This is a genomic window from Mesorhizobium sp. M1348 (assembly GCF_040317925.1).
Classification (GTDB): domain Bacteria; phylum Pseudomonadota; class Alphaproteobacteria; order Rhizobiales; family Rhizobiaceae; genus Mesorhizobium.
The window spans coordinates 34,181-54,321 of sequence record NZ_JAMYLH010000007.1; the positions used below are offsets into that span (position 1 = coordinate 34,181).

Sequence of the window (20,141 nt, forward strand, 5' to 3'; positions counted from 1 at the left end):
CAGCGGACTCCGTGGCCGCCTGACGAGGAGAGCGGTTGCGACGCATTGAAGAAAGGTACTTCACCAAAGAGGGCGAAACTTGCTCTTGGCGGCGTGCAGGACCAGGGGAGGACTGAGTGCCTTTACGCGAAACTGCGAAGGCCGCTAAGCCTTCAGCACCGAGACGGCCAGTTCGCTGTTGTGGACGTATTCGTTGGCGTCAGGCTGCTTCTGCACGAGCAGGATGAACAGCAGGTCGGTTAGCGTCAGTTGTGCATCACGCGCGGTTATCGATGAGGAGCGCGCGCGCTCTTCATCGGCGATCGTGTGGAGGCGAATGTCGGCAACCCGGCTCAGCGGATTGTCGCGAAGTCCGGTGACGGCGATAACGGTGGTGCGACGTTTGCGGGCAAGTTCAGCTATCCGCAGGGTTTCGATGCTCGCCCCGGAATAGGAGAGCGCGAACAGCACGTCACCTCGTCCAAGCGTCGAGACATTGGCCATTTGCACATGGCTGTCGCTGTCGTGCAGCACGTTGCGGCCGAGCTTCATCAGCTTGTAGGAAAAATCGCGCGCCACTAGCGAGGATGCGCCGACGCCGGCCAAATGAATGCGGCGCGCACCGTTCAACGCTTCCAGGGCCTTGCCGATTTCCTGCTCGGTGTTGGCCGCGACGGTCTGTTGCATCGACAAAAGCTTGCTGCCGATCAGCTTGCGCAGGATGACCAGATAGCTGTCGCCGACCTCGATCGAACCGTGGATCATGCCGGCCGGCACGTGCCATTCCTGCGACTTGGCCTCGCTGACGGCGAGCTTAAGCTCCTGATAGCTGGCATAGCCGAGCTTCTGGCTGAACTTGACGACGCTCGACTGGCTGCGGCCGATCTCAGCGGCAAGCCCCGCCGTCGATAGGCGGAGCATCTGGTCGGGATTATCGACGATATACCGCCCGATCTCGCGGTCGCCGGGCGCCATGACTTCGAGCTTGGCCTCGATCTTCTTCAGGACGGACATGCGTTCCCCCGTTGCCTGTCATCGACAATGCAAAGCCAAGGAATAAATTATTCCGTCTCTGATTGACAGCCAAGAATGAACCATCAAATCTCGACCGGTGCGGTTTCGGCCCAGCCTTCGGCATGTCGACGATTCGGCCATGAAAGATCGTAGACTCGGCGACAGCTCGGGATTAGGTCAGAGCCATGGACAAATTGCGGATCGTCGGCGGGCACAGGCTTGAGGGCGCGGTGACGATCTCCGGCGCCAAGAACGCGGCCTTGCCGCAAATAGCGGCGGCGTTGCTCAGCCCCTATTCGCTGCAGCTGACCAACCTGCCTGACGTGACCGATGTCGAGAACATGCTTGGCGTCGTCAGGCTCCACGGCGCCGAGATCACCCGATCGGCGCATGCTGCCACGATCGCCACGAGCGCTGCCGTGTCCAAGGAAACCACGTACGATACAGTCAGGCGCATGCGCGCGACGGTGCTGGTTCTCGGCCCACTGCTTGCCCGCTTCGGCCATGCCCGGGTCTCGCTGCCTGGCGGCTGCGCGATCGGCGCACGGCCGGTCGACATGCATGTCGCCGCACTTGCCGCACTTGGCGCCGATATCGCGATCGAAAACGGACTGATCGTCGCGTCTGCGCCGAGCGGACTGAAAGGCGCGCGCATCGTCTTGAGTTCACCGTCGGTCGGCGCGACCGAAACTGCGATGATGGCGGCGACGACTGCAAACGGCGAGACCGAGATATTCAACGCGGCCCGCGAGCCGGAGGTGGCCGATCTTGCCGCCTGCCTGAACGCCATGGGCGCGCGGATCGAGGGCGCCGGCACGCACCGCATCCTGATCGAGGGCAGCACCGACTGGCGCGCCGCCACGCACGACATCATCCCGGACCGGATAGAGGCCGGCACCTATGCCGTCGCAGCGGCTATCACCGGCGGTCAGCTTGAGCTGACCCATGCCCGGCTCGAGCACATGGCATCCGTCGTCCAGCTGCTCGAAGCAGCCGGCGTGAAAATATGGCCAGGCGACCGCGGGCTGATCGTATCGAGAGACGGGCCACTCAAAGCCGTCGATGTGACGACGGAGCCCTATCCGGGCTTTCCGACCGATCTCCAGGCGCAGTTCATGGCGTTGATGTGCTGTGCCGAGGGCGCTTCGCTGTTGCGCGAGACTATCTTCGAGAACCGCTTTATGCATGTGCCCGAACTGATGCGGCTCGGCGCCAACATCAAGCTGCAAGGCACCATGGCGCTCGTGCGCGGAGGCGAGAAGCTGAAGGGCGCGCAAGTGATGGCGACCGACCTGCGCGCCTCCGTCTCGCTCGTGCTGGCAGCGCTGGTGTCCGAGGGCGAGACGACGATCAACCGTGTGTACCACCTCGACCGTGGCTATGAGCAACTGGACCGCAAGCTCCGGCTGTGTGGCGCCCAGATCGAGCGGATAAGTGGATGAGTTCCGGCGCGGCGTCTCCGCATTATTTCCTGGGCGTCGATGGCGGCGGAACCGGCTGCCGGGCGCGTATCGAAGACGAAGCAGGAATCGTGCTCGGGCAAGGGCTGTCGGGCCCGGCGACAACGCGGCTCGGTATAGAGGCGGCCTGGGCCTCCGTTGCCAAGGCCTTTGGCGCGGCTATCGAAGAAGCAGGGTTCGCGGCGGCGGAAATCGCCGGGATCCGCGCCGGCGTCGGTCTTGCCGGCATCGGCCGTAAGGGTGCGCTTGAGGCGTTTCGCGGCATTGGACATCCCTTTGCGAGCATCGACTTCGTCAGCGACGGCGTCGCGGCTTGCCTTGGCGCGCATTCGGGTCAAGACGGCGCCATCGTCATAGCCGGGACCGGTTCGATCGGGCTCGGCTTTGTCGAAGGGCGCGACCTGCGCGTCGGCGGCTACGGTTTTCCGATTTCCGACGAGGGCAGCGGCGCTGATCTCGGACTGAAGGCAGTGCAGCTTGCCTTGCGAGCCCATGACGGCCGGCATGAGCGGACGGCGCTGCTGGCCGAGGTGATGCAGCGCTTCAAGGACGATCCGTTCGAGGCGGTGGCCTGGATGGACCGCGCCAGCGCGACGGACTATGCCGCCATGGCGCCCATGGTGATCCGCCATGCCGACCAGGGCGATCCGGCCGGTCGGCGGATCGTGCAGGGCGCTGCCGAGCAGATCGACACGTTCGTGCGGGTGCTGTTCGAAAAAGGCGCGCCGCGGGTTACGCTGCTCGGAGGTTTGTCCAGCCCGCTTGAGCCATGGCTCGCTCCCGACGTCCGCCGACGGCTGAAGCCGGCCGACGGCGATGCGGTTTCGGGAGCCATAATCCTGGCCAGAAAATCGCTCTGCCGCCAGTGATGCCTTGCCCGGCAAGGAATATAATATTCCTGCTTTCCGTTGACAGAGGGAATATCGAATTCTAAAAAGTTAACGAAACAGAACCGGCACGGCCGGTACGGAGCCGACGGCCAGGTGCAGGCACTGGACGCCGCTTGCCGCGGGCATCACAGTCCTGCTCGCAGTCGCACTTGAAAGTAAGCGAAGTGGTCGAACAAGGGTTGATGTCGGAGCTGGAGCGGCTGGTTTCCGAGGACCGGAACCCGAAGACGATGGACATCGATCTGTTGCCGACCCTCGAGGTGCTGCGCAAGATCAATGACGAGGACAAAGGCGTTGCGGCAGCCGTCGAGAAGGTCATCCCCGATATTGCTGCGGCCGTGGACCGGATCGTGAGTGCGTTCCAGAAGGGGGCACGTCTTGTCTATATGGGCGCCGGCACCAGCGGCCGGCTCGGCGTCCTCGACGCCTCGGAATGTCCGCCGACCTTCGGCGTACCCGAGGACATTGTGGTGGGCCTGATCGCCGGCGGCGTCGACGCGCTGATGCACTCTGCGGAAGGCGCCGAGGACGATCCGAAACAGGGAATAAAGGCGCTGCAGGACATCAAGCTGACCGCCGGCGACGTGGTGGTTGGCATCGCTGTCAGCGGACGCACACCCTATGTCATCGGCGGCTTGACCTATGCCAAGGAGGTGGGAGCCACCACCGTGGCGCTGTCCTGCAATCCTCGATCGACCATTGCCGGCATTGCCGATATTGCCATCTCTCCGGTGGTTGGCCCGGAGGTTCTCACCGGCTCGACCCGGCTGAAATCGGGAACCGCGCAAAAGCTGGTGCTCAACATGCTGTCTACCGCCAGCATGATCCGCATCGGCAAGAGCTATCAGAACCTGATGGTTGACCTCAATCCGAGCAACAAGAAGCTTGTCGCCAGGGCGATCAGGATCGTGATGCAGACGACCGGCTGCGCGGCGCAGCAGGCACGACAGGCACTCGATCAGACCGGCAATGATGTAAAACTGGCAATCCTGGTGACGATCACCGGCGTGGGCGTCGAAGAAGCACGTAAGGCGCTTGCCAACGCGGGAGGTTTCCTGCGCAAGGCGATAGGCGAAAAGACGGTGTAAGACCGCATGGATACTGGGCCGATGTTCCGGGGCGTGTGTCCCTTTGAAGCGGTCCGGCGAACTGCAAGGCATCAGGTTAACGATAATGGGAGACGACAATGGTACGGCACATTGGCAAGAAACTGCTTTCCGGCATGACGCTCGCGGCAATGATTGGAATCGCCGCGCTACCGGTGCGGGCGAGCGCGGCGACGCTGCATATGGCGTGGTCGCAGGACGCCACAGGTCTTGATCCGCACAAGCAGACGGCATTCTCCTCACTGCGGCTGCTGGAGCTGATCTATGAGCCACTGGTGCGGCTCGACGCAAACCTGCAAATCACGCCCGCGATTGCCGATTCTTGGCAGTTCTCGCCGGACGGCAAGGAGCTGAGCTTCAAGCTCAATCCGAAAGCAAAATTCCAGAACGGCGCCGCCGTGACCTCGGCCGACGTCAAGGCATCGTTCGAGCGCATACTCGACGAGAAGACGGGTGCTGCCGCCCGCGCCAACTTTCTCTCGATCGCCAGCATCGACACGCCCGATCCAGCCACCGTCGTGTTCCACCTCTCGCAGCCGGACGTGCCGATCCTGACGGCGATGAGCGACGTCAATGCGGCGATCGTCCCGGCAAGCGAAATCACGGCCGGCTCGATCGGCACGACGACGGTCGGCTCGGGTCCGTTCAAGCTCGAGAAATGGGATCCGAATTCCAAGGAAGTGCTTGTCGCCAACAAGGATTGGGCGGGCGGCGCGACTGGTGTCGACGGCATCGAGATCAGCGTGCTGCCGGACGAGACGGCGATCCTGGCCGCGATGCGCACCAAGCAGATCGATTTTGCCCTGCTCAACGATCCGCTTGTCGCCACGCTGGTGCCCAAGGAAGCCAGCCTGCAGTTGAACCGCGTGCCGGTGCTTGCCTATCACGTGCTGCAGCTCAATCCTTCCCGCAAGCCGATGACCGAACTCAAGGTGCGTCAGGCGATTTCCTGCGCCATCGACCGGCAGGAAGTGCTGGACACCGCCTCGCTCGGCGAAGGCAAGATCACCGGCCCGCTGACCATCCCGGCGCTGGCGACCGATCCGAACCAGTTGTTCTGCTATAAGCGCGACATTGGGAAGGCCAAGCGGTTGATGGCCGAAGCCGGCTATGCCAACGGCTTTTCGGCGACCGTGATCGGCGCCACCGGCGAGCCGCCGACGGCAGCGGCGGAAGCCCAGGTCATCCAGTCGCAACTCGCAGAAATCGGCGTGAAGCTCGATATCAGGATGATGGAGCTCAACGTCTACGTCGACGCCTGGCTGAAGGGCGATTTCGACATGGCCGTCGCGCTGAACGGCGGCAGGGCCGATCCCTACACTATGTACAACCGCTACTGGACCAAGACCGGCAATCTGCAGAAGGTGGCGAACTATATCGACGATACGCTGGACAGCCTTATGCAGAAGGGCCGCACCGAGACCGACCCGGCAGCACGCAAAGCGATCTTCGCCGACTTCGAGAAGCACATCACTGAGATGTCGCCCTGGATCTGGCTCTACACGTCCTACAGCTACACGGCACAGCAGAAGAATATCGCAGGATTCGAACCGGTGCCGACAGGTTCGCTGTTCAGCCTCGCCAAGGTGACGATCCAGTAGCTGCTTCGATGCCGGACGAGAGGACATTCTTCGCGTGAACTATCTGATGCGGCGACTGGCGACCTTCCCTCTCGTCCTGCTTGGCGTGTCCATCGTGGTGTTCCTGGCGATCCGGATGGTTCCGGGCGATTCGATCACGGCAATGCTGGGGACCGAAGCCGGCCTGCTGACGCCGCAGCAGCGCGATGCGCTTGCAGCTTATTTCGGCATCGACCAGCCCTGGTTCATCCAGTACTGGCGCTGGCTGCTTGGTCTTTTCCAAGGTAACCTCGGCATTTCGTCCACCTATGGCAGGCCGGTGCTCGACGTCATCCTCGAGCGTTTCCCGCTAACGTTGGAGCTCGCCCTGCTGTCGATGGTCATCGCCCTGGTTGTCGGCATGCCGGCCGGGATCTTTGCCGCCACTCATAATGAAAAGCTGTCCGACCTCGGCGTGCGCGTTGTCGCAATGATCGGGCAGTCGACGCCGAACTTTGTCCTTGCCCTGCTGATCATCTACACGCTGTCGGCGGGGTTTGGCGTTTTGCCGGCGATGGGTGAGTTTTCGCCGCTGTGGCAGGATCCGCTGCGCAATCTCGGCCAGCTGTTGCTGCCCGCCGTGACGCTCGGCTTTGCCTTCGCGGCTTCGGTGACCCGTATATCGCGTTCGGCGATGCTCGATGTGCTCAGCGACGATTATGTCAGGACGGCGCGCAGCAAGGGCGTTTCGGCGCGCGACGTCATCTGGCGGCATGCTTTGCCCAACGCGCTCATCCCGGTCGTGACGCTGAGCGGCATAGAGTTCGGCTATCTCCTGGGCGGAGCAGTCATCGTCGAGCAGATCTATGCACTGCCCGGTCTCGGCCGCATGGTGCTGGATGCCATCCTGCAGCGCGACTACGCGCTGGTGCAGGGAAGCGTGCTGTTCATCGCCTTCAACTTCATGATCGTCAATCTCCTCGTCGACCTCGCCTATGTCGCGCTCGACCCGCGTATTCGGCTAAGCGAGCACTGATGGCGACATTGCGGGCTATACTTGCGCACACCAGCGGCCGCATCGGCGGTGCCATCGTTGCGCTTTATCTGCTGCTTGCCATGCTTGGCATGCTGGGACTGACGCCGGACAATCCGCTGACGCAGCACCGGGTCGAGCGGCTGCATGCGCCTGACGGCACCTACTGGATGGGCACGGACCTGTTCGGCCGCGATGTAGCAAGTCGGCTGATGACCGGGATCGGCCAGTCCTTCATCGTGGCCTTCTTTTCGGTCGCCTTCGCGACACTGGCCGGCACCGTGCTCGGGCTGGCGGCAGCCTGGTTCGGGCGCCGCTGGGACGGCCTGGTGATGCGCATCATGGACGTTCTGCTGGCGTTCCCGGCGATCCTGCTGGCGCTGCTGATCGTCGCGGTTGCGGGACCGGGAATCTCGACCAGCGTCATTGCCATCGCCATCGTCTACACGCCGATCTTCACGCGCGTCGTGCGAGGTCCGGCTCTGTCGCTCAAGGCGCGCGAGTTCGTCGACGCGGCCCGCACGTTCGGCAGCAGTGCGGGCTATATCGTAACACGGCATCTGCTGCTCAATCTGGTGGCGCCACTGACGGTTCAGGTGACGCTGGCGCTGGCCTGGGCACTGCTGACCGAAGCCGGCTTAAGCTTCCTCGGGCTCGGCACGCAGCCGCCCGCTGCGTCGCTCGGCCTGATGCTGAGCGACAGCCGCAATCTGATGGAGACAGCTCCCTGGCTGATGATCTTCCCGGGGGTAGCGATCATGATCAGCATCCTCGGTTTCAACCTGCTCGGCGATGCGTTGCGCGATGTCCTCGACCCGAAGATGCGGAGATCGATCGCATGATCCCGCTGCTGTCCGTCAGCGGATTGCGCGTCGGCTTCGGCCGCAACCCGAAAGCCAATGAGGTCGTGCGCGGCGTCAGCTTCGAGCTCGCCGATGGCGAAACGCTGGCTATCGTCGGCGAAAGCGGTTCGGGCAAGTCGGTCACCGCGCTGTCGATCAATCGCCTCGTCGATTATGGCGGCGGCCGCATCACCGCGGGCTCGATCAAGCTGAGACGGGCCGACAACAGCATTTTCGACCTGACCGCCGCGGCCGAGCCGCAACTGACGAAGATCCGCGGCGGCGAAATCGGCATGATCTTCCAGGAGCCGATGAGCTCGCTCAATCCGGTGCTGACCATCGGCAGGCAGATCGAGGAATCGTTTCGCCTGCATCGCGGCCTGACCGGTCGGCAAGCGACGGCGGCGGCCAAGGACGCGCTCGACCGCGTGCGTATTCCCGACGCTGCACGGCGGCTGAAATACACGCCCAACCAGCTTTCGGGCGGCATGCTGCAGCGGGTGATGATCGCCATGGCGCTCGCGTGCAACCCGCGCCTGCTCATTGCCGACGAGCCAACGACGGCGCTGGATGTTACGGTGCAGGCGCAGATCATGGCGCTGCTCGCCGAGTTGAAGCAGGAAACCGGGATGTCGATGATCTTCATCACCCACGACATCGGTCTGGTTGCGGGCATCGCCGACAAGATCATGGTGATGCAAAGCGGAGAAGCTGTCGAGCAGGGCGCGCTGAACCAGATATTGGACGATCCGCAGCATCCCTATACGCGGCATCTGCTGCATGCGGTGCCGCATTTCGCCGGCGGCAGTGCGACACGCAGGGACGCGCAACGCGAAAAGCAAAAAGCTGCCGAGCCGGCGCTGAAGGTCGATGGCCTCGTAGTGCGATTTCCGGTCAAGGCTGGGTTTTTCAGCCGTGTCACCGGTGCCGTGCACGCAGTGGACGGTGTGGATTTCGAGCTGATGCCGGGCGAGACATTGGCGGTCGTCGGCGAGAGCGGTTCCGGAAAGTCCACCACCGCCCGCGCGATTCTGGGGCTGGTGCGCTCGACGCGCGGCACAATCTCGGCCAGCGCGCGCAAGGCCGCCGCCGGGCAGAGCGCCCTTCCCGTGCAGATGGTGTTCCAGAATCCCTATGGCTCGCTCAATCCCAGACTCACCATCGAAAGCATCCTCGCAGAGCCGGTGATCGCCACCGGCGGACGGATAACTGCTGAAACGCGGGCGAAAATGGCCGCGCTGTTGAAACGCGTCGGCCTTCCGGAAAACAGCCTGCAGCGCTATCCGCACGAATTCTCCGGCGGCCAGCGGCAACGCCTGTGCATCGCTCGCGCGCTGATGCTCAATCCTTCGGTTGTCGTCCTCGACGAAGCGGTTTCGGCGCTCGATGTGTCGGTGCAGACCAGGGTGCTGGAGCTCTTGATCGAGCTGCAGCGTGAATTCGGGCTGGCCTATCTGTTCATCTCGCATGACATGGCTGTCGTCGAGCGGATCGCCCATCGCATCGCGGTCATCTATGCCGGCCAGATCGTCGAGATCGGCGATGCCAGATCGGTGCTCTCGGAGCCGAAGCACTCCTATACCAAACAGCTTATCGCGGCCGTTCCCTCCATAGACCGGCGGCATGAACGTTTCGAGCTGGACACGCGCCAGGTCCCCTCGCTTGTACGGCCGCTGGGATTTGAGCCGGGCCCGGCCAATTGGCAGCAATTCGGGCCGGATCATAGAGCACGGTTGGACGTGTGATGATTATCACCCGAAAGCATGCAGAGTCAGACGGACAGCCCCCTCGCTGCCTTTCAGACGGAGGCCGCAATTGATCGACCATGATCTCTTCGACCGCGCATTCGCCCCGCTCGAAGCGGCCGTGGCTGCGTCGCGCATTCCGGGCGGCGTGCTCGGCATAGTCGACCGGGACGGCGAACGCATCGTCCGGGCAATCGGCTCAGCCCAAGTCGTGCCGAAGATAAGGCCGATGCATGTCGGGACATGGTTCGACCTGGCATCGCTGACCAAAGTCATCTTCACCACGCCGCGTATCCTGGCACTGGCGGAAGAAGGCGTCATCGACCTCGACGCGCCGCTGATTTCGGTCCTGCCCGACTTTCGCCAATATGACGAAAAAGCCTGGGAACGGAACGTAACGTTTCGCCGGTGTCTCGGCCATCAGACACCGTTTCCCGCCGTCGCGCCGATCTACACCTACGGCCGCGATCCCGAGCTGTTGCGCGCCTTTGTCCTGCAGCGCGAGTGGCAGGTCGGGGAGCCGGTCTATTCCGATATCAACTTCATCCTGCTCGGCTTCGTGCTGGAGCGCCTGTCCGGCAAGACCATTCGCGAAATGGATCCCGGTCCGGGCTTCGCGTTCTCCGCCGAACCGGATCAAGCGGCGGCGACCGAAGATTGCACATGGCGCCGTCGTGTGCTCTGCGGCGAAGTCCACGACGACAATTGCTCGGCATTGCAAGGGGCCGGTCACGCCGGGCTGTTCGGAACGGCAGCTTCGGTCCTCGACTTTGCGCGAGGGCTGCTGGACGGGACCGGCGCATCCGCGAGTTCGATAGCGCTGATGCGCACGCCCTTGTCGGCAACCCGCACCCATGGCTGGGAGCGACCCTACGAAGGCTGGTCCGGCGGCGGGCTGTGCAGCCCCGAAACCTTCGGGCATACCGGCTTCACCGGCACCGGGCTTTGGGTCGACTTCGACAAAGGCAGAGCGTGGACCTTGCTCACCAACCGGATCCATCCGACACGTCATTTCAACAGCGGGATCGCAGCGCTTCGCCAAGCGGTCGGCGATCTCGTCAATGGAGCCTGAGAGTCATGAATCCGAAAAATGGCGAACCAATGTGGGCCGTCGGCCTGATGACCGGCACCGTGCTGGACGGCAATATCGACGTCGCGCTGATCAAGACTGACGGCGAACGGATCGCGGATTTCGGCACCTACACGCTGGCCCCCTACCCGCAGTCGATCCGGACCTTGCTGGAAGAGACGCTTGGCCAGGCAAGGAGCTGGAATTTCACCGGGCCGGAACCGGCAATCTTCCGCGAGGCCGAAGAGGCGCTGACGCGTGCGCAGTCTCATGCGGTCAAGGATCTTGTCGAAAGCCACGGCCTGATCATGGCCGACATCGGCGTCGTCGGCTTCCACGGCCAGACCGTGCTGCACCGTGCCCCGCATGCCGGCCGGCTCGGCCAGACTCGCCAGCTCGGCGATGGCGAGCTGATGCATGCCATCCTTGGCACCAGGGTCGCCTATGACTTCCGTTCGGCCGACATGCGCGCCGGCGGCCAGGGCGCGCCGCTGTCGGCCGCCTATCACGCCGCGCTACTGCGCGAAGCCGACGCCAGCGGCGACACGGCGGTGCTCAATCTCGGCGGCGTCGCCAACATCACCTGGTGGGACGGCAAGGACAATGTTGTTGCCTTCGACACCGGGCCCGCCAACGCACCGCTGAACGATTTCATCAAATCGAAGGGGCTCGGCGAAATGGACCGCGACGGCGCGCTGGCGCGCGTCGGGACGGTCGACGAGGCACGGCTGGCCAAGCTCCTGCAGCATCCGTATTTGACCAAACCCTACCCGAAATCGCTGGACCGTTTCGATTTCGGCGCCTCGATGGCGGACGGGATGAATGCCGAGGATGGCGCTGCCCTGCTGACGGCCTTCACCGCGGCCGCCGTCGGCAAGGCGCTCGATCTTCTGCCGCGCCGGCCGAAGCGGCTGGTGGTCAGCGGCGGCGGTCGCCACAATCCAACGATCATGGCCATGCTTGCCAGCCGCGCTGGCGTCGAAGCGGTTCCGGCCGAGGCGCTCGGCTGGAAGGGCGATGCGGTGGAGGCGGAGTGTTTTGCGTTCCTGGCAGTGCGCGTGCTCAGGGGCTTGCCGATCAGCTTCCCCAGTACGACCGGCGTGGCCCGGCCGATGCGCGGCGGACGCCTTGCCGGCTAACTAAGCCGACAATTTCTTCTGCAGGAAGATACGGCTGCGGCCAATGGGGAAATCGGCAAGCACGCCGAAGGGCAGATAGCCCTGGCGCTCATAGGCCTTGGCAGCCTTGGGATTGAACGTGTCGATCCAGGCGCCGTGACAGCCGCGGGCGATCGCCTCCCTCTCGGCCGCCTCGAGCATCCTGCCGGCCATATGCTGGCCGCGCAGTTTTTCATCGACCCAGAGCCATTGCACATAGAGCCAGCCCCAGGCGGTGTATCCCGAGATGCCGGCGACAATAGCGCCGCGCTCATCGCGCACGAACACGGCGAGTGTCTTCCTGCCGGAGGCACCGACATCACCGTCGTTGAACGCCGTAAGCCGCTCTCCAAGAAAAGCCAGCTCGTGCGGCAAGGGATCGCCGGTTGTCTCAAGCGTTGTATTGTCCATCCAACGAGCATCTATCGAAGGACCGGACCGAGACGCAAGCCTTGCTGCGCTACAGCTTCGGTGAACGCCACGCCGCTGCCGCAGCAGCGATCAGCATGAGCAAGGCTGCAACCACCGCCGATGCCGCAAAACCGAATGTGGAATAAAGCGGTCCGAACGCCGTGGTGCCGACGAACACCGCAAGATAGGTCACCGCGCTGTTCAAACCCATGATCGTGCCGCGGCGCGCAGGGTCGAGCGCCGACAGGCGCATCACCAGGACGTTCAGCCCGAAATGATTGGCAAGGCCCCAGACGGCTATCATCGCTATGGTCAGGCCGAAGCTGCCACTTGCCGCAGCAATCGCGACATAGACGACCGCGACGAGCAGGTAGGCAAACGGCATGACACGCCGCGCGCCCAGGCGGTCGATGACGCCGTCGAGAAGTGCCGCCGCACCAAAGCCGGCGCCATAGGCGAGCGCGGCAAGCCCATTGGCACTGACCGGCCGTCCCAAGCCGTTGTGAAGGTGATCGCCGAGATAGCCATAGACACCGTAGAACGCGGTCATGAAGGCGGCGCAGGCAACCAGAAGCGGCACTATGCCGGGAACGGCCAAAGCGCCCAGTGGCGTCGGCGCCGAACCGCTCTTCCTGACATCGCTGAGCGACGTCAGAGACAGGCTCGCCAATGCGAGTGCTGCCAGCACCGCGACCGCCGCGAAAACGGCGCGCCAATGCACCAGATCGGCAAGTACGGCCGACAGCGAAACGCCGGCGACCATGCTTAGCGTCCAGCCGGTCAGCACGACGCCTATGGTGCCGCTTTCACGACCGGGCGGCGCAATCGCGGCAGAGCTGGCGTAGATCGCCGGCATGGCGACACCTGCTGCGATGCCGGCGAGAAGCTGGGCCGCGACCAGCGCCGTCACGGTCGGCGCAGCGGCGCTGGCGACGAGCGCAATTGCCAGCAGCAGCAACGCCCCTTGCAGCATGCGGCGGGCGCCGAGCCGGTCGATGTAGCGCGCCAGGAACAAGGCGCTTGCCGACGTACCGAGCCCGAAGGCAGCGGACGCTATCATGACTGCCGGCACGCTTGTGCCGAAGGATGCGGCCACAGCCGGTGCGATCGGACCGAGCACCAGCGAGTTCGAGCCGATCACGGCGATGCACCCAGTCAGCAGGTAAGCGAGTGCCGGAATTGGCGGCTTGGGGGCCGCTGCGAATGTGGCGACTTGATCACTGTTCGACATATGGCAATAATGGCCGTATTAAATTCTGTATCAATCGGGAATTTTAATATGGATGAAGAAACAGATGGCATTCCGCAGAACAGGCCTGCCGCCCGCGATATCGATGCAACCGACCGAAAAATATTAGGCGTTCTGGTCGACGACGCCACGATCAGCTATGCCGAGCTCGGCGACCGCGTCGGCCTTTCACCGCCGGCAGCCCATGAACGCGTCAAGCGCCTGCGGCGCAGCGGCGCCATCCGCAACACCGCGGTCATCATCGATCCCAAGGCGGTGCACAAGCCGCTGCTTGCCTTCGTCCATATCGACACCAAGGGGTGGGGAAAGACGCCCGAGCTGATGGCAATCTCCGAACACCCCGAAGTCGAGGAGATCCATTCGGTGGCCGGCGACACATGCATGCTGATCAAGGTCCGCACCGAGGACACGCGGGCACTCGAAGGCCTGCTGTCGCGCCTCTACGAAACACCCGGCGTCACCTCGACGCGAAGCTACGTCGTGCTCTCGACCTATCTCGAGCGGCCGGTGCAGCCGGGGATTACGACGGAGTGGCCGACGCCCCGGCACATGGCCAAGCCACTCTATTAACTCAAACGATCCTAACGCGTATCCAAAGTCGAACCGGGAACGTCTTAGACACTGCATCCTGTGGTCATCCATCGGGTCGGTTTCGTTTTCGCCGGTTCCTTGGGTGCGACGGGATGTCTGTTGCGCAACCGGAGACACGCGATGAGAAAATTGATCGTGGGCAGCTTCATTTCGCTGGACGGCGTCATCGAGGCACCAATGGAATGGGCGTCACCCTACTTCGACGAGGAGATGAAGGAGCACTCCTATGAAAAGGCCGGCGAGGCGGATTTTTTCCTGCTCGGCCGCGTCACCTATGAAATGTTTTCGGCGCGCTGGCCGCAGGTCAAAGGCAGCAAGTACATGGACCGCATGAACGGGCTGAAGAAGCTCGTCGCGTCGCGCAGCCTCAAGGCAGTGAGCTGGAACGCGTCGCTGATCGAAGGCGACGTCGCTGCCGAAATCGCCAGGATCAAGCAGCAAACCGGCGGCAACATATTGAAGTATGGAGTGAGCAATCTCGACCAGACGCTGCTCGCCAACAGGCTTGTCGACGAGTATCAACTCTCGATCGTGCCGACCCGCGTCGGCCAAGGCAAACGCGCTTTCCAGGATGTCGACCCGTCCCTGGTCAAGCTGGAGCTTATAGATACGCACCGTTTCAAGAACGGCGTGATTACGCTGACCTATGTCCCGCTATGATCGTGTACCATGAAGATGCAGCCAAGACTTGACCCGACCCGGCTTTTCGACGTCCGCTACGCCGGCTTCCTGGAGACGGTCGCGCATTTGCGTGGACGGCTGCACCGCTACTGCGCACGCATGACCGGTTCGGCGCTTGACGCCGAAGACGTCATGCAGGAAGCGCTATTCGAGGCCTATCGGAAGATCGAGAAGCTGGACGATGCGAGCGCCCTTCGCCCCTGGCTGTTTCGCATCGCGCATAATCGCTGCATCGATTTCCTGCGAAGCCGGCAGGTCCGCCAGCAGGCTGAGGCCAATTTCGTCGAGGACGAGATCATCCTGCCGGTCGAGCCGGCGGGCCAGGGCGCGGATCGCGCGATCGAGCGGCTGGTGATCCACCTGCCGCCCAAGGAGCGCGCCTGCGTCCTGCTCAAGGATGTATTCGACTATTCGTTGGACGAGATCGCCGATCTCGTCGGCTCGACCGTGGGTGGCGTCAAGGCTGCGTTGAACCGTGGCCGCTCGAAATTGGCCGCCTTGTCGGGCGAGCCAATCGTCCGTTCGGAGCCCAAAAGCGATCCGGAACTTCTGGAATTGCTCAGGCGCTACGTCGAACTGTTCAACCGCCGCGACTGGGACGGGGTACGGGCGTTGACCAGCGCCGACGCACAATTGCGGGTCGCGGATTGCTTCAAGGGCAGGCTGTCGGAATCACCTTACTTCGTCGAATACGAAAAAGCCTCGACGGCCTGGAAAATAGCGATTGGCGAGATTGATGGCGAGGCGGTGCTGCTCGTGCTCCACCATGGCGAAGACGGTTGGAAGCCGGCCCATCCCGTTCGGATCGAAGCCGCCGGCGGGATCATAAATCGCATCACTGATTACTATGCCTGCCCCTGGATCATGCCGGCGGCTGGTGCGGTAGTCGTTTCCAGGCCGGCCTAACCGGCAGCAGGACCTGCAAGTGTCCGGCATCAACCTCAATGAAATGGGATCGATGCCGGACAAGACATAGGCAGTCTACTGAAGCTTCGCCTGCAAGGCGTTGACGTCATCCGTCGTCATTTCGCCGTCGGTCGTCACCTTGCCGTCGACGATCTTCCAGAGCCGGAACGGGCCGGTGATGTCGCCATACTTATCGAAGGCGACCGGACCGATGACGCCTTCGTAGCGGATCGGCTTGCCCTCCTTGATCAGGCCGAGCGCCTTGGCGAACTCGTCCTTGCCGGCATAGATCGGCGTGCCGGCCGGGTCGACTGCCTTGTACATCGCATCCTTGATCTTGGCCGGATCCTCGGAGCCGGCAATGGCGATGGCCAAGCCGACAATGGCGCCGGCATCATAGGATCGGTCGGCCGCCGGGTTCGAAGGTTCGATGCCCGAAAACGCCTTGTAGTTCTTGGTGAAATATTCGGTCGATGCGGTCGGGCTGGTGCCCGAGGACGTGCCATAGGCGTCCTTCAAATAGTCAGCGCCAACGGATTCGATGAAGTCCGGGCTGTTCATGCCGTCATTGAGCAGGAATTTCTGGACACCGCCCTGCGAAATCCAGGTACGGGCGATGGTCGCGCCGTCGACAGGCGTGCTGACGAGATAAAGCCCATCCGGTTCGCCGGCCATCGCCGCGGTCACCTCCGAGGCATAGCTCGACTGCTTTTCATTGTAGGGCGTGTCGGAGACGATGGTGCCGCCGAGCGCCTTATAGGCGCGCGAGAATTCTGCCACCATGTTGACGCCGAAGTCGTTGTTGACGTGGATGACCGACAGCTTCTTGAAACCCTTGTCGATGGCGTATTTGGCGGCGGCGACGCCCTGCAGCGCGTCCGAGGTGATGGTGCGGAAGAAAATGCCGTTGGTCTTGCCGTCGCGTCCGAGCGCGGTCAGCGTCGGCGACGAAGAGGCTGGCGAGACCTGGACGATCTTGGCCGGAGCGGTGACCGAGGTCAGGATCGGGATCGACACCGAGGAGATGATGCCGCCGATGATCACTGGCACCTTCTTGACCTGCACGAGTTGTGTCGCGGCATCGACGGCGATGTTGCCCTGGCTCTGGCTGTCGCGGGTATCGGTCGCGAGATCGCAGCCGCGGACGCCGCCCGCATCGTTGATGTCGCGGAAGGCCATCTCGACCGACTTGGCGCCTGCCTGGCCGTATTCGCCGGCCGGGCCGGTCAGTTCCATGACGAGGCCGACGGTGATCTTGCAGTCGGCGGCTTGCGCTGCGCCGGCCGCTGTCAGCAGAGCCAGCGCGGTGGTGATCTGAAGTATGGTCTTTTTCATTGTTGTTCCCCTTTCGTTACACGACTCTCATTGATGTCTTGAGCCTGTTCAGCCTTCAGGCATCTGCAGCCAGGTTTCATGCAGATGTCGCCATTCAACGCCGTTGGGCGCCGATGAACTGGTGGTGAAAACAACACTCGAGCGACGGCGGCTGTGCTTGCCGGCGCGCTGCTGTGTTTCGACGTAGCAGACGACGATCGCGTCGTCGGCCTGCCAGCCGGCCCGGATATCCTCGATCGAAATAGTGAAGTCGTCATCGCAGGTAGCGCGGCTTGCCCTGACGTGGTCGAGCACTCCGTCGCGATCGAGGATCTGGCCGTCCGGCGCAACCATGCAGAAACCCTCGTTCATGACGCGTTCGAAGCGGCTGAAATCCGCCCTGTCCGCGCTCCCTGCAACGAACCAGTCGACGAAGAAGCGGTGGAGATCGACGACCTCGGCGCTCGCGCGGGAAAACAGAGAGGACTTCTCGTCCATTGCCGCGCTCATATCCGGCCCGCGTTCAGATTGTAGTGCATGATCGAGCCGTGGCGGCCGTGGCGGTCGCGCTCCAGCGTGTAGACATCGCCCAGGGGCCCGCGGCTTTGCGCGATCACGGCAGCGATCCGCGCCCGGTCCTCGGCATCGAGCGCGACGTCCATGATTCTGGCATTGGCAAGGGCGTGCGCCTGGTTGCGGGCGCCGACGATGACGGCCGCCACTTGCGGCTGCTCCAGCACCCAGGCGCTGGCGATGGTGGCGATGTCGACGCCGTGGCGGTCTGCGATGGCCTTCAGTGCGCGAAGCAGCTCCTGAAAAAGCTCCCAGCCGCCGAAATCATCGATGATCAGCTTGTATTTGACCAGCGATCGGTTTTCGAGCGGCGTCTGCGGCTCAACGACATCAAGCCATCTTTCGCTGAGGAAGCCGCCCGCCACCGAACCATAGCAGAGGAAACTGACGCTGTTTTGCTTCGCGAGTGCTGCAAGGCTGTTGGCCGGCCGCTGGTCGAGCACGGAATATTGCAGCTGCTGGCTGACCAGCGGCACGCCAGCGGCCAGGATGTCGGCCAAATGTGGCGTGTCGAAATTTGTGGTGCCGACATTGCGCACCTTGCCTTCGAGCCGGAGGTCGTTGAGCCAACCCATCGCATCGACGTAACCGGGCAGCGCATAATCCCACCAGTGGAACTGGACCAGATCGAGCCGCTCCGTCTTCAGCCGCCGCAGCGACTGGTCGACGATGCCTCTGATGTAGTCACGGCTGATGCTGGAAAGCCTTTCGAGGTCAGGCACCAGCTTGGTGTGAACCTTCATTTTGGCGGCTGCATCAAGGCCGCGCTCATTGGCAAGCCGCAGCCGCGCCGCACCGATCAGTTCCTCGACGCCGGTATAGATATCGGCGCAATCATAGGTCTGGATGCCGGCGTCGAACGTGGCGATCAGGTCGGTCACTGCCTGTTGGCGGTCGATCGCGCCGTGCCCGCCGGCAAGCTGCCAGCCGCCGCGAATGACGCGCGAGATCGTGTAGCCGGGGCTGAGCTCGAATGCCTTGGCGGTCATCTTTGGTCACTCTCCCTGGGCAGCGGCACCGCCGTGGTCTCTGAATGACTGAACCGCCGCTTGCCGGTCCTGACGATTCGCAGCCGGCTGGCGCAATTGGGATCGGGACAGGCGATCTCGGCGTCCGACGTCATCCAGTCGTTCCTGTGGGTCGGGCGCTGCTTTGCTGCTAGAAGCGGCAACACAGCCGCGATGGAATAGATCGAAAAACCCTGCCCCGCCGGCATCGACAGCATCTCACCCTTGAGCTCGAAATAATCACCTGATTTGGCGCCGCAATAGATCGGCTTGCCCTCAGGAATGACCGCCTCGACGCGAAGGTCGAAGAGTTCAAAACTGTCGTCTGGTCCGGCCATTCAGATCTCCACACGCGTGAAGGTGATATCGCAAGCGCCGTTGCGGCGGATCACACCGCAGGTGGCGGCGAACCGGTCGCGCTCCTCGGGACGCACCTGCGCGACCACGCTGCCGGCAAGCCAGCCGATCGGGAACAGCAGGCGCGCCCCCTGGCCATAAAACAAGCCGATGTCGAAAATCGCATTCGGACTGCCGCCCCACATGCGGGGCGGCACGTAGGATAGCACGATGTCGCCCGGCTGCGGCGTCAGCGTTGCATTCTCCGCCGGCAACGGCCTGGCATAGGCTTGGCCCTCAATATCCGCTGATGGAACCGGGCAGGAGATTTCCGGCCCCGTCCACATCGCATGGATGCCGGCAACGACGCGCGGCTTGTCGAGATAGGCCAGCAGGAAGGCAGCGTTGTCGGGCGCCTTTTCAGGCAACAGCAGCGCCGTCACCGAAAGCTCCGAGCGTGGCTCGGTGATCCTGATAGCGGGCATGGTCATGTCTGGCCTTTCGCCGATTGCAGCTTGTCGCGCAGGAAGGCGAAGGGCCGGCTGATGTCGGCCACCAGCGCCTCGCGCGCCGCTTGCGCATCCTGCCTCGCAAGCGCTGCGACGATGCTGCGATGGTAGTGGGCGGTATCGACTTCGCCGGCATCCGAAAAGGCATAGATGGCAACGCGGATGCAGGGTCCTGATTGCAGCCACAGGCTCTCGATCATCGGGATCAGCACGGCGGAACCGCAGCAGCGGTAAATCTCGAAGTGGAAGCTCTGGTTGAGCGTCGCCTCGCGGTCGATGTCCTTCTTGTGCTTCAGCGCCCGCATCTCGTCCCACTCGCCGAGCATGGCCTCGACCGAAGCAATCTGGCGCGGGTTCATGCGCGTGGCGGCCAGCGCGATCGCTTCGCCCTCGATCAAAGAGCGGGCGCGCAAGAGATCGTCGATACGCTCCAGCGTGATCGGCGGCACGCGCACGGAGCGGTTGGGAAGCGCCTCCAGCGCCTTTTCCGTGATCAGCCGTCCGAGCGCCTCGCGCACCGGCATGGTGCTTGTGACCAGCGCATCGGCGAGGCCGCGGATGGTCAGAACCTGGCTCGGCTCAAAAAGGCCGCCGATCAAGGCGCGACGCAGCTCCGAATAGACGCGATCCTGCACAGTCTCGCGGCCGACCGGCGTAAGCTGGGCTGCGAGCGTTTCGTTGTTCCGTTCGATGGCGGCCTTCTGCATGGG

Annotated in this window: 21 protein-coding genes; 12 read left to right on the forward strand and 9 right to left on the reverse strand. The window is 63.2% G+C overall.

The genetic code is table 11. The annotated features are described in order from the left end of the window. Nucleotides 1–144 precede the first annotated feature (144 nt). On the reverse strand, nucleotides 145–993 hold the full coding sequence (locus NKH13_RS14320; protein WP_352717842.1) for a MurR/RpiR family transcriptional regulator: 849 nt from the start codon (nucleotides 991–993) through the stop codon (nucleotides 145–147). Between the two features lie 185 nt (nucleotides 994–1,178). Between NKH13_RS14320 and murA the strand changes: the two genes are divergently transcribed. From murA to NKH13_RS14365, 9 genes are all read left to right on the forward strand, one after another. Continuing rightward, a complete protein-coding gene (murA, locus tag NKH13_RS14325) occupies nucleotides 1,179–2,435 on the forward strand; it encodes a UDP-N-acetylglucosamine 1-carboxyvinyltransferase (RefSeq protein WP_352912849.1) in 1,257 nt (418 codons plus the stop codon). Further along, entirely contained in the window at nucleotides 2,432–3,322 is an 891-nt protein-coding gene (locus NKH13_RS14330) for a glucosamine kinase nucleotide-binding domain-containing protein (protein WP_352717838.1), read from the forward strand. Before murA ends, NKH13_RS14330 begins: the two co-directional genes overlap by 4 nt. A gap of 185 nt (nucleotides 3,323–3,507) precedes the next feature. Further along, the gene (gene murQ, locus NKH13_RS14335) at nucleotides 3,508–4,431 is read left to right on the forward strand and encodes an N-acetylmuramic acid 6-phosphate etherase (RefSeq protein ID WP_352912930.1); all 924 of its coding nucleotides are present in this window, start codon (nucleotides 3,508–3,510) and stop codon (nucleotides 4,429–4,431) included. 98 nt (nucleotides 4,432–4,529) lie between these two features. Further along, nucleotides 4,530–6,050, forward strand: a complete 1,521-nt coding sequence (locus NKH13_RS14340; RefSeq protein ID WP_352717836.1) for an ABC transporter substrate-binding protein — start codon at nucleotides 4,530–4,532, stop codon at nucleotides 6,048–6,050. Between the two features lie 34 nt (nucleotides 6,051–6,084). Then, on the forward strand, nucleotides 6,085–7,044 hold the full coding sequence (locus NKH13_RS14345; RefSeq protein WP_352717834.1) for an ABC transporter permease: 960 nt from the start codon (nucleotides 6,085–6,087) through the stop codon (nucleotides 7,042–7,044). Beyond that, entirely contained in the window at nucleotides 7,044–7,883 is an 840-nt protein-coding gene (locus NKH13_RS14350) for an ABC transporter permease (protein WP_352717833.1), read from the forward strand. The genes NKH13_RS14345 and NKH13_RS14350 overlap by 1 nt, the downstream gene beginning before the upstream one ends. Then, a complete protein-coding gene (locus NKH13_RS14355) occupies nucleotides 7,880–9,628 on the forward strand; it encodes an ABC transporter ATP-binding protein (RefSeq protein WP_352717831.1) in 1,749 nt (582 codons plus the stop codon). Before NKH13_RS14350 ends, NKH13_RS14355 begins: the two co-directional genes overlap by 4 nt. Nucleotides 9,629–9,698: 70 nt before the next feature. Further along, nucleotides 9,699–10,700 (forward strand): serine hydrolase domain-containing protein, encoded by a 1,002-nt coding sequence (locus tag NKH13_RS14360; protein WP_352912850.1) that lies wholly within the window; start codon nucleotides 9,699–9,701, stop codon nucleotides 10,698–10,700. A gap of 5 nt (nucleotides 10,701–10,705) precedes the next feature. After that, nucleotides 10,706–11,836, forward strand: a complete 1,131-nt coding sequence (locus NKH13_RS14365) for an anhydro-N-acetylmuramic acid kinase (RefSeq protein WP_352717827.1) — start codon at nucleotides 10,706–10,708, stop codon at nucleotides 11,834–11,836. On the opposite strand, the gene NKH13_RS14370 is transcribed toward NKH13_RS14365, so the two are convergent. Next, nucleotides 11,837–12,265, reverse strand: coding sequence for a GNAT family N-acetyltransferase (locus tag NKH13_RS14370; protein ID WP_352717825.1), 429 nt, complete (start codon nucleotides 12,263–12,265; stop codon nucleotides 11,837–11,839). It abuts the gene before it with no gap. 49 nt (nucleotides 12,266–12,314) lie between these two features. Continuing rightward, nucleotides 12,315–13,496 carry an MFS transporter gene (locus NKH13_RS14375; protein ID WP_352717823.1) on the reverse strand — a complete coding sequence of 394 codons (1,182 nt, stop codon included), beginning with the start codon at nucleotides 13,494–13,496 and terminating at the stop codon, nucleotides 12,315–12,317. Nucleotides 13,497–13,544: 48 nt separating this feature from the next. Here NKH13_RS14375 and NKH13_RS14380 point away from each other — a divergent pair, with 48 nt between their 5' ends. The 3 genes from NKH13_RS14380 (at nucleotide 13,545) to NKH13_RS14390 (ending at nucleotide 15,692) form a co-directional block, all read left to right on the forward strand. Then, entirely contained in the window at nucleotides 13,545–14,084 is a 540-nt protein-coding gene (locus tag NKH13_RS14380) for an Lrp/AsnC family transcriptional regulator (RefSeq protein WP_352452390.1), read from the forward strand. 141 nt (nucleotides 14,085–14,225) lie between these two features. Continuing rightward, complete coding sequence (locus NKH13_RS14385) at nucleotides 14,226–14,765, forward strand: dihydrofolate reductase family protein (RefSeq protein WP_352912851.1); 540 nt, start codon at nucleotides 14,226–14,228, stop codon at nucleotides 14,763–14,765. Nucleotides 14,766–14,774: 9 nt separating this feature from the next. Then, nucleotides 14,775–15,692, forward strand: a complete 918-nt coding sequence (locus NKH13_RS14390) for a sigma-70 family RNA polymerase sigma factor (RefSeq protein ID WP_352912852.1) — start codon at nucleotides 14,775–14,777, stop codon at nucleotides 15,690–15,692. A 75-nt stretch (nucleotides 15,693–15,767) separates the two neighbouring features. On the opposite strand, the gene NKH13_RS14395 is transcribed toward NKH13_RS14390, so the two are convergent. From NKH13_RS14395 to NKH13_RS14420, 6 genes are read right to left on the reverse strand one after another with little or no spacing between them, the layout of a single operon-like run. Beyond that, nucleotides 15,768–17,027, reverse strand: coding sequence for an ABC transporter substrate-binding protein (locus tag NKH13_RS14395; RefSeq protein ID WP_352717817.1), 1,260 nt, complete (start codon nucleotides 17,025–17,027; stop codon nucleotides 15,768–15,770). Between the two features lie 48 nt (nucleotides 17,028–17,075). After that, nucleotides 17,076–17,504, reverse strand: a complete 429-nt coding sequence (locus NKH13_RS14400) for a DUF4440 domain-containing protein (protein WP_352717815.1) — start codon at nucleotides 17,502–17,504, stop codon at nucleotides 17,076–17,078. A gap of 8 nt (nucleotides 17,505–17,512) precedes the next feature. Further along, a complete protein-coding gene (locus NKH13_RS14405) occupies nucleotides 17,513–18,568 on the reverse strand; it encodes an aldo/keto reductase (RefSeq protein ID WP_352717813.1) in 1,056 nt (351 codons plus the stop codon). Then, nucleotides 18,565–18,924 (reverse strand): TIGR04076 family protein, encoded by a 360-nt coding sequence (locus NKH13_RS14410; protein ID WP_352717811.1) that lies wholly within the window; start codon nucleotides 18,922–18,924, stop codon nucleotides 18,565–18,567. The genes NKH13_RS14405 and NKH13_RS14410 overlap by 4 nt, the downstream gene beginning before the upstream one ends. Beyond that, nucleotides 18,925–19,413 carry a DUF3830 family protein gene (locus NKH13_RS14415; protein WP_352717810.1) on the reverse strand — a complete coding sequence of 163 codons (489 nt, stop codon included), beginning with the start codon at nucleotides 19,411–19,413 and terminating at the stop codon, nucleotides 18,925–18,927. It abuts the gene before it with no gap. After that, on the reverse strand, nucleotides 19,410–20,138 hold the full coding sequence (locus NKH13_RS14420) for a GntR family transcriptional regulator (RefSeq protein ID WP_352717809.1): 729 nt from the start codon (nucleotides 20,136–20,138) through the stop codon (nucleotides 19,410–19,412). Before NKH13_RS14420 ends, NKH13_RS14415 begins: the two co-directional genes overlap by 4 nt. Nucleotides 20,139–20,141: the final 3 nt, after the last annotated feature.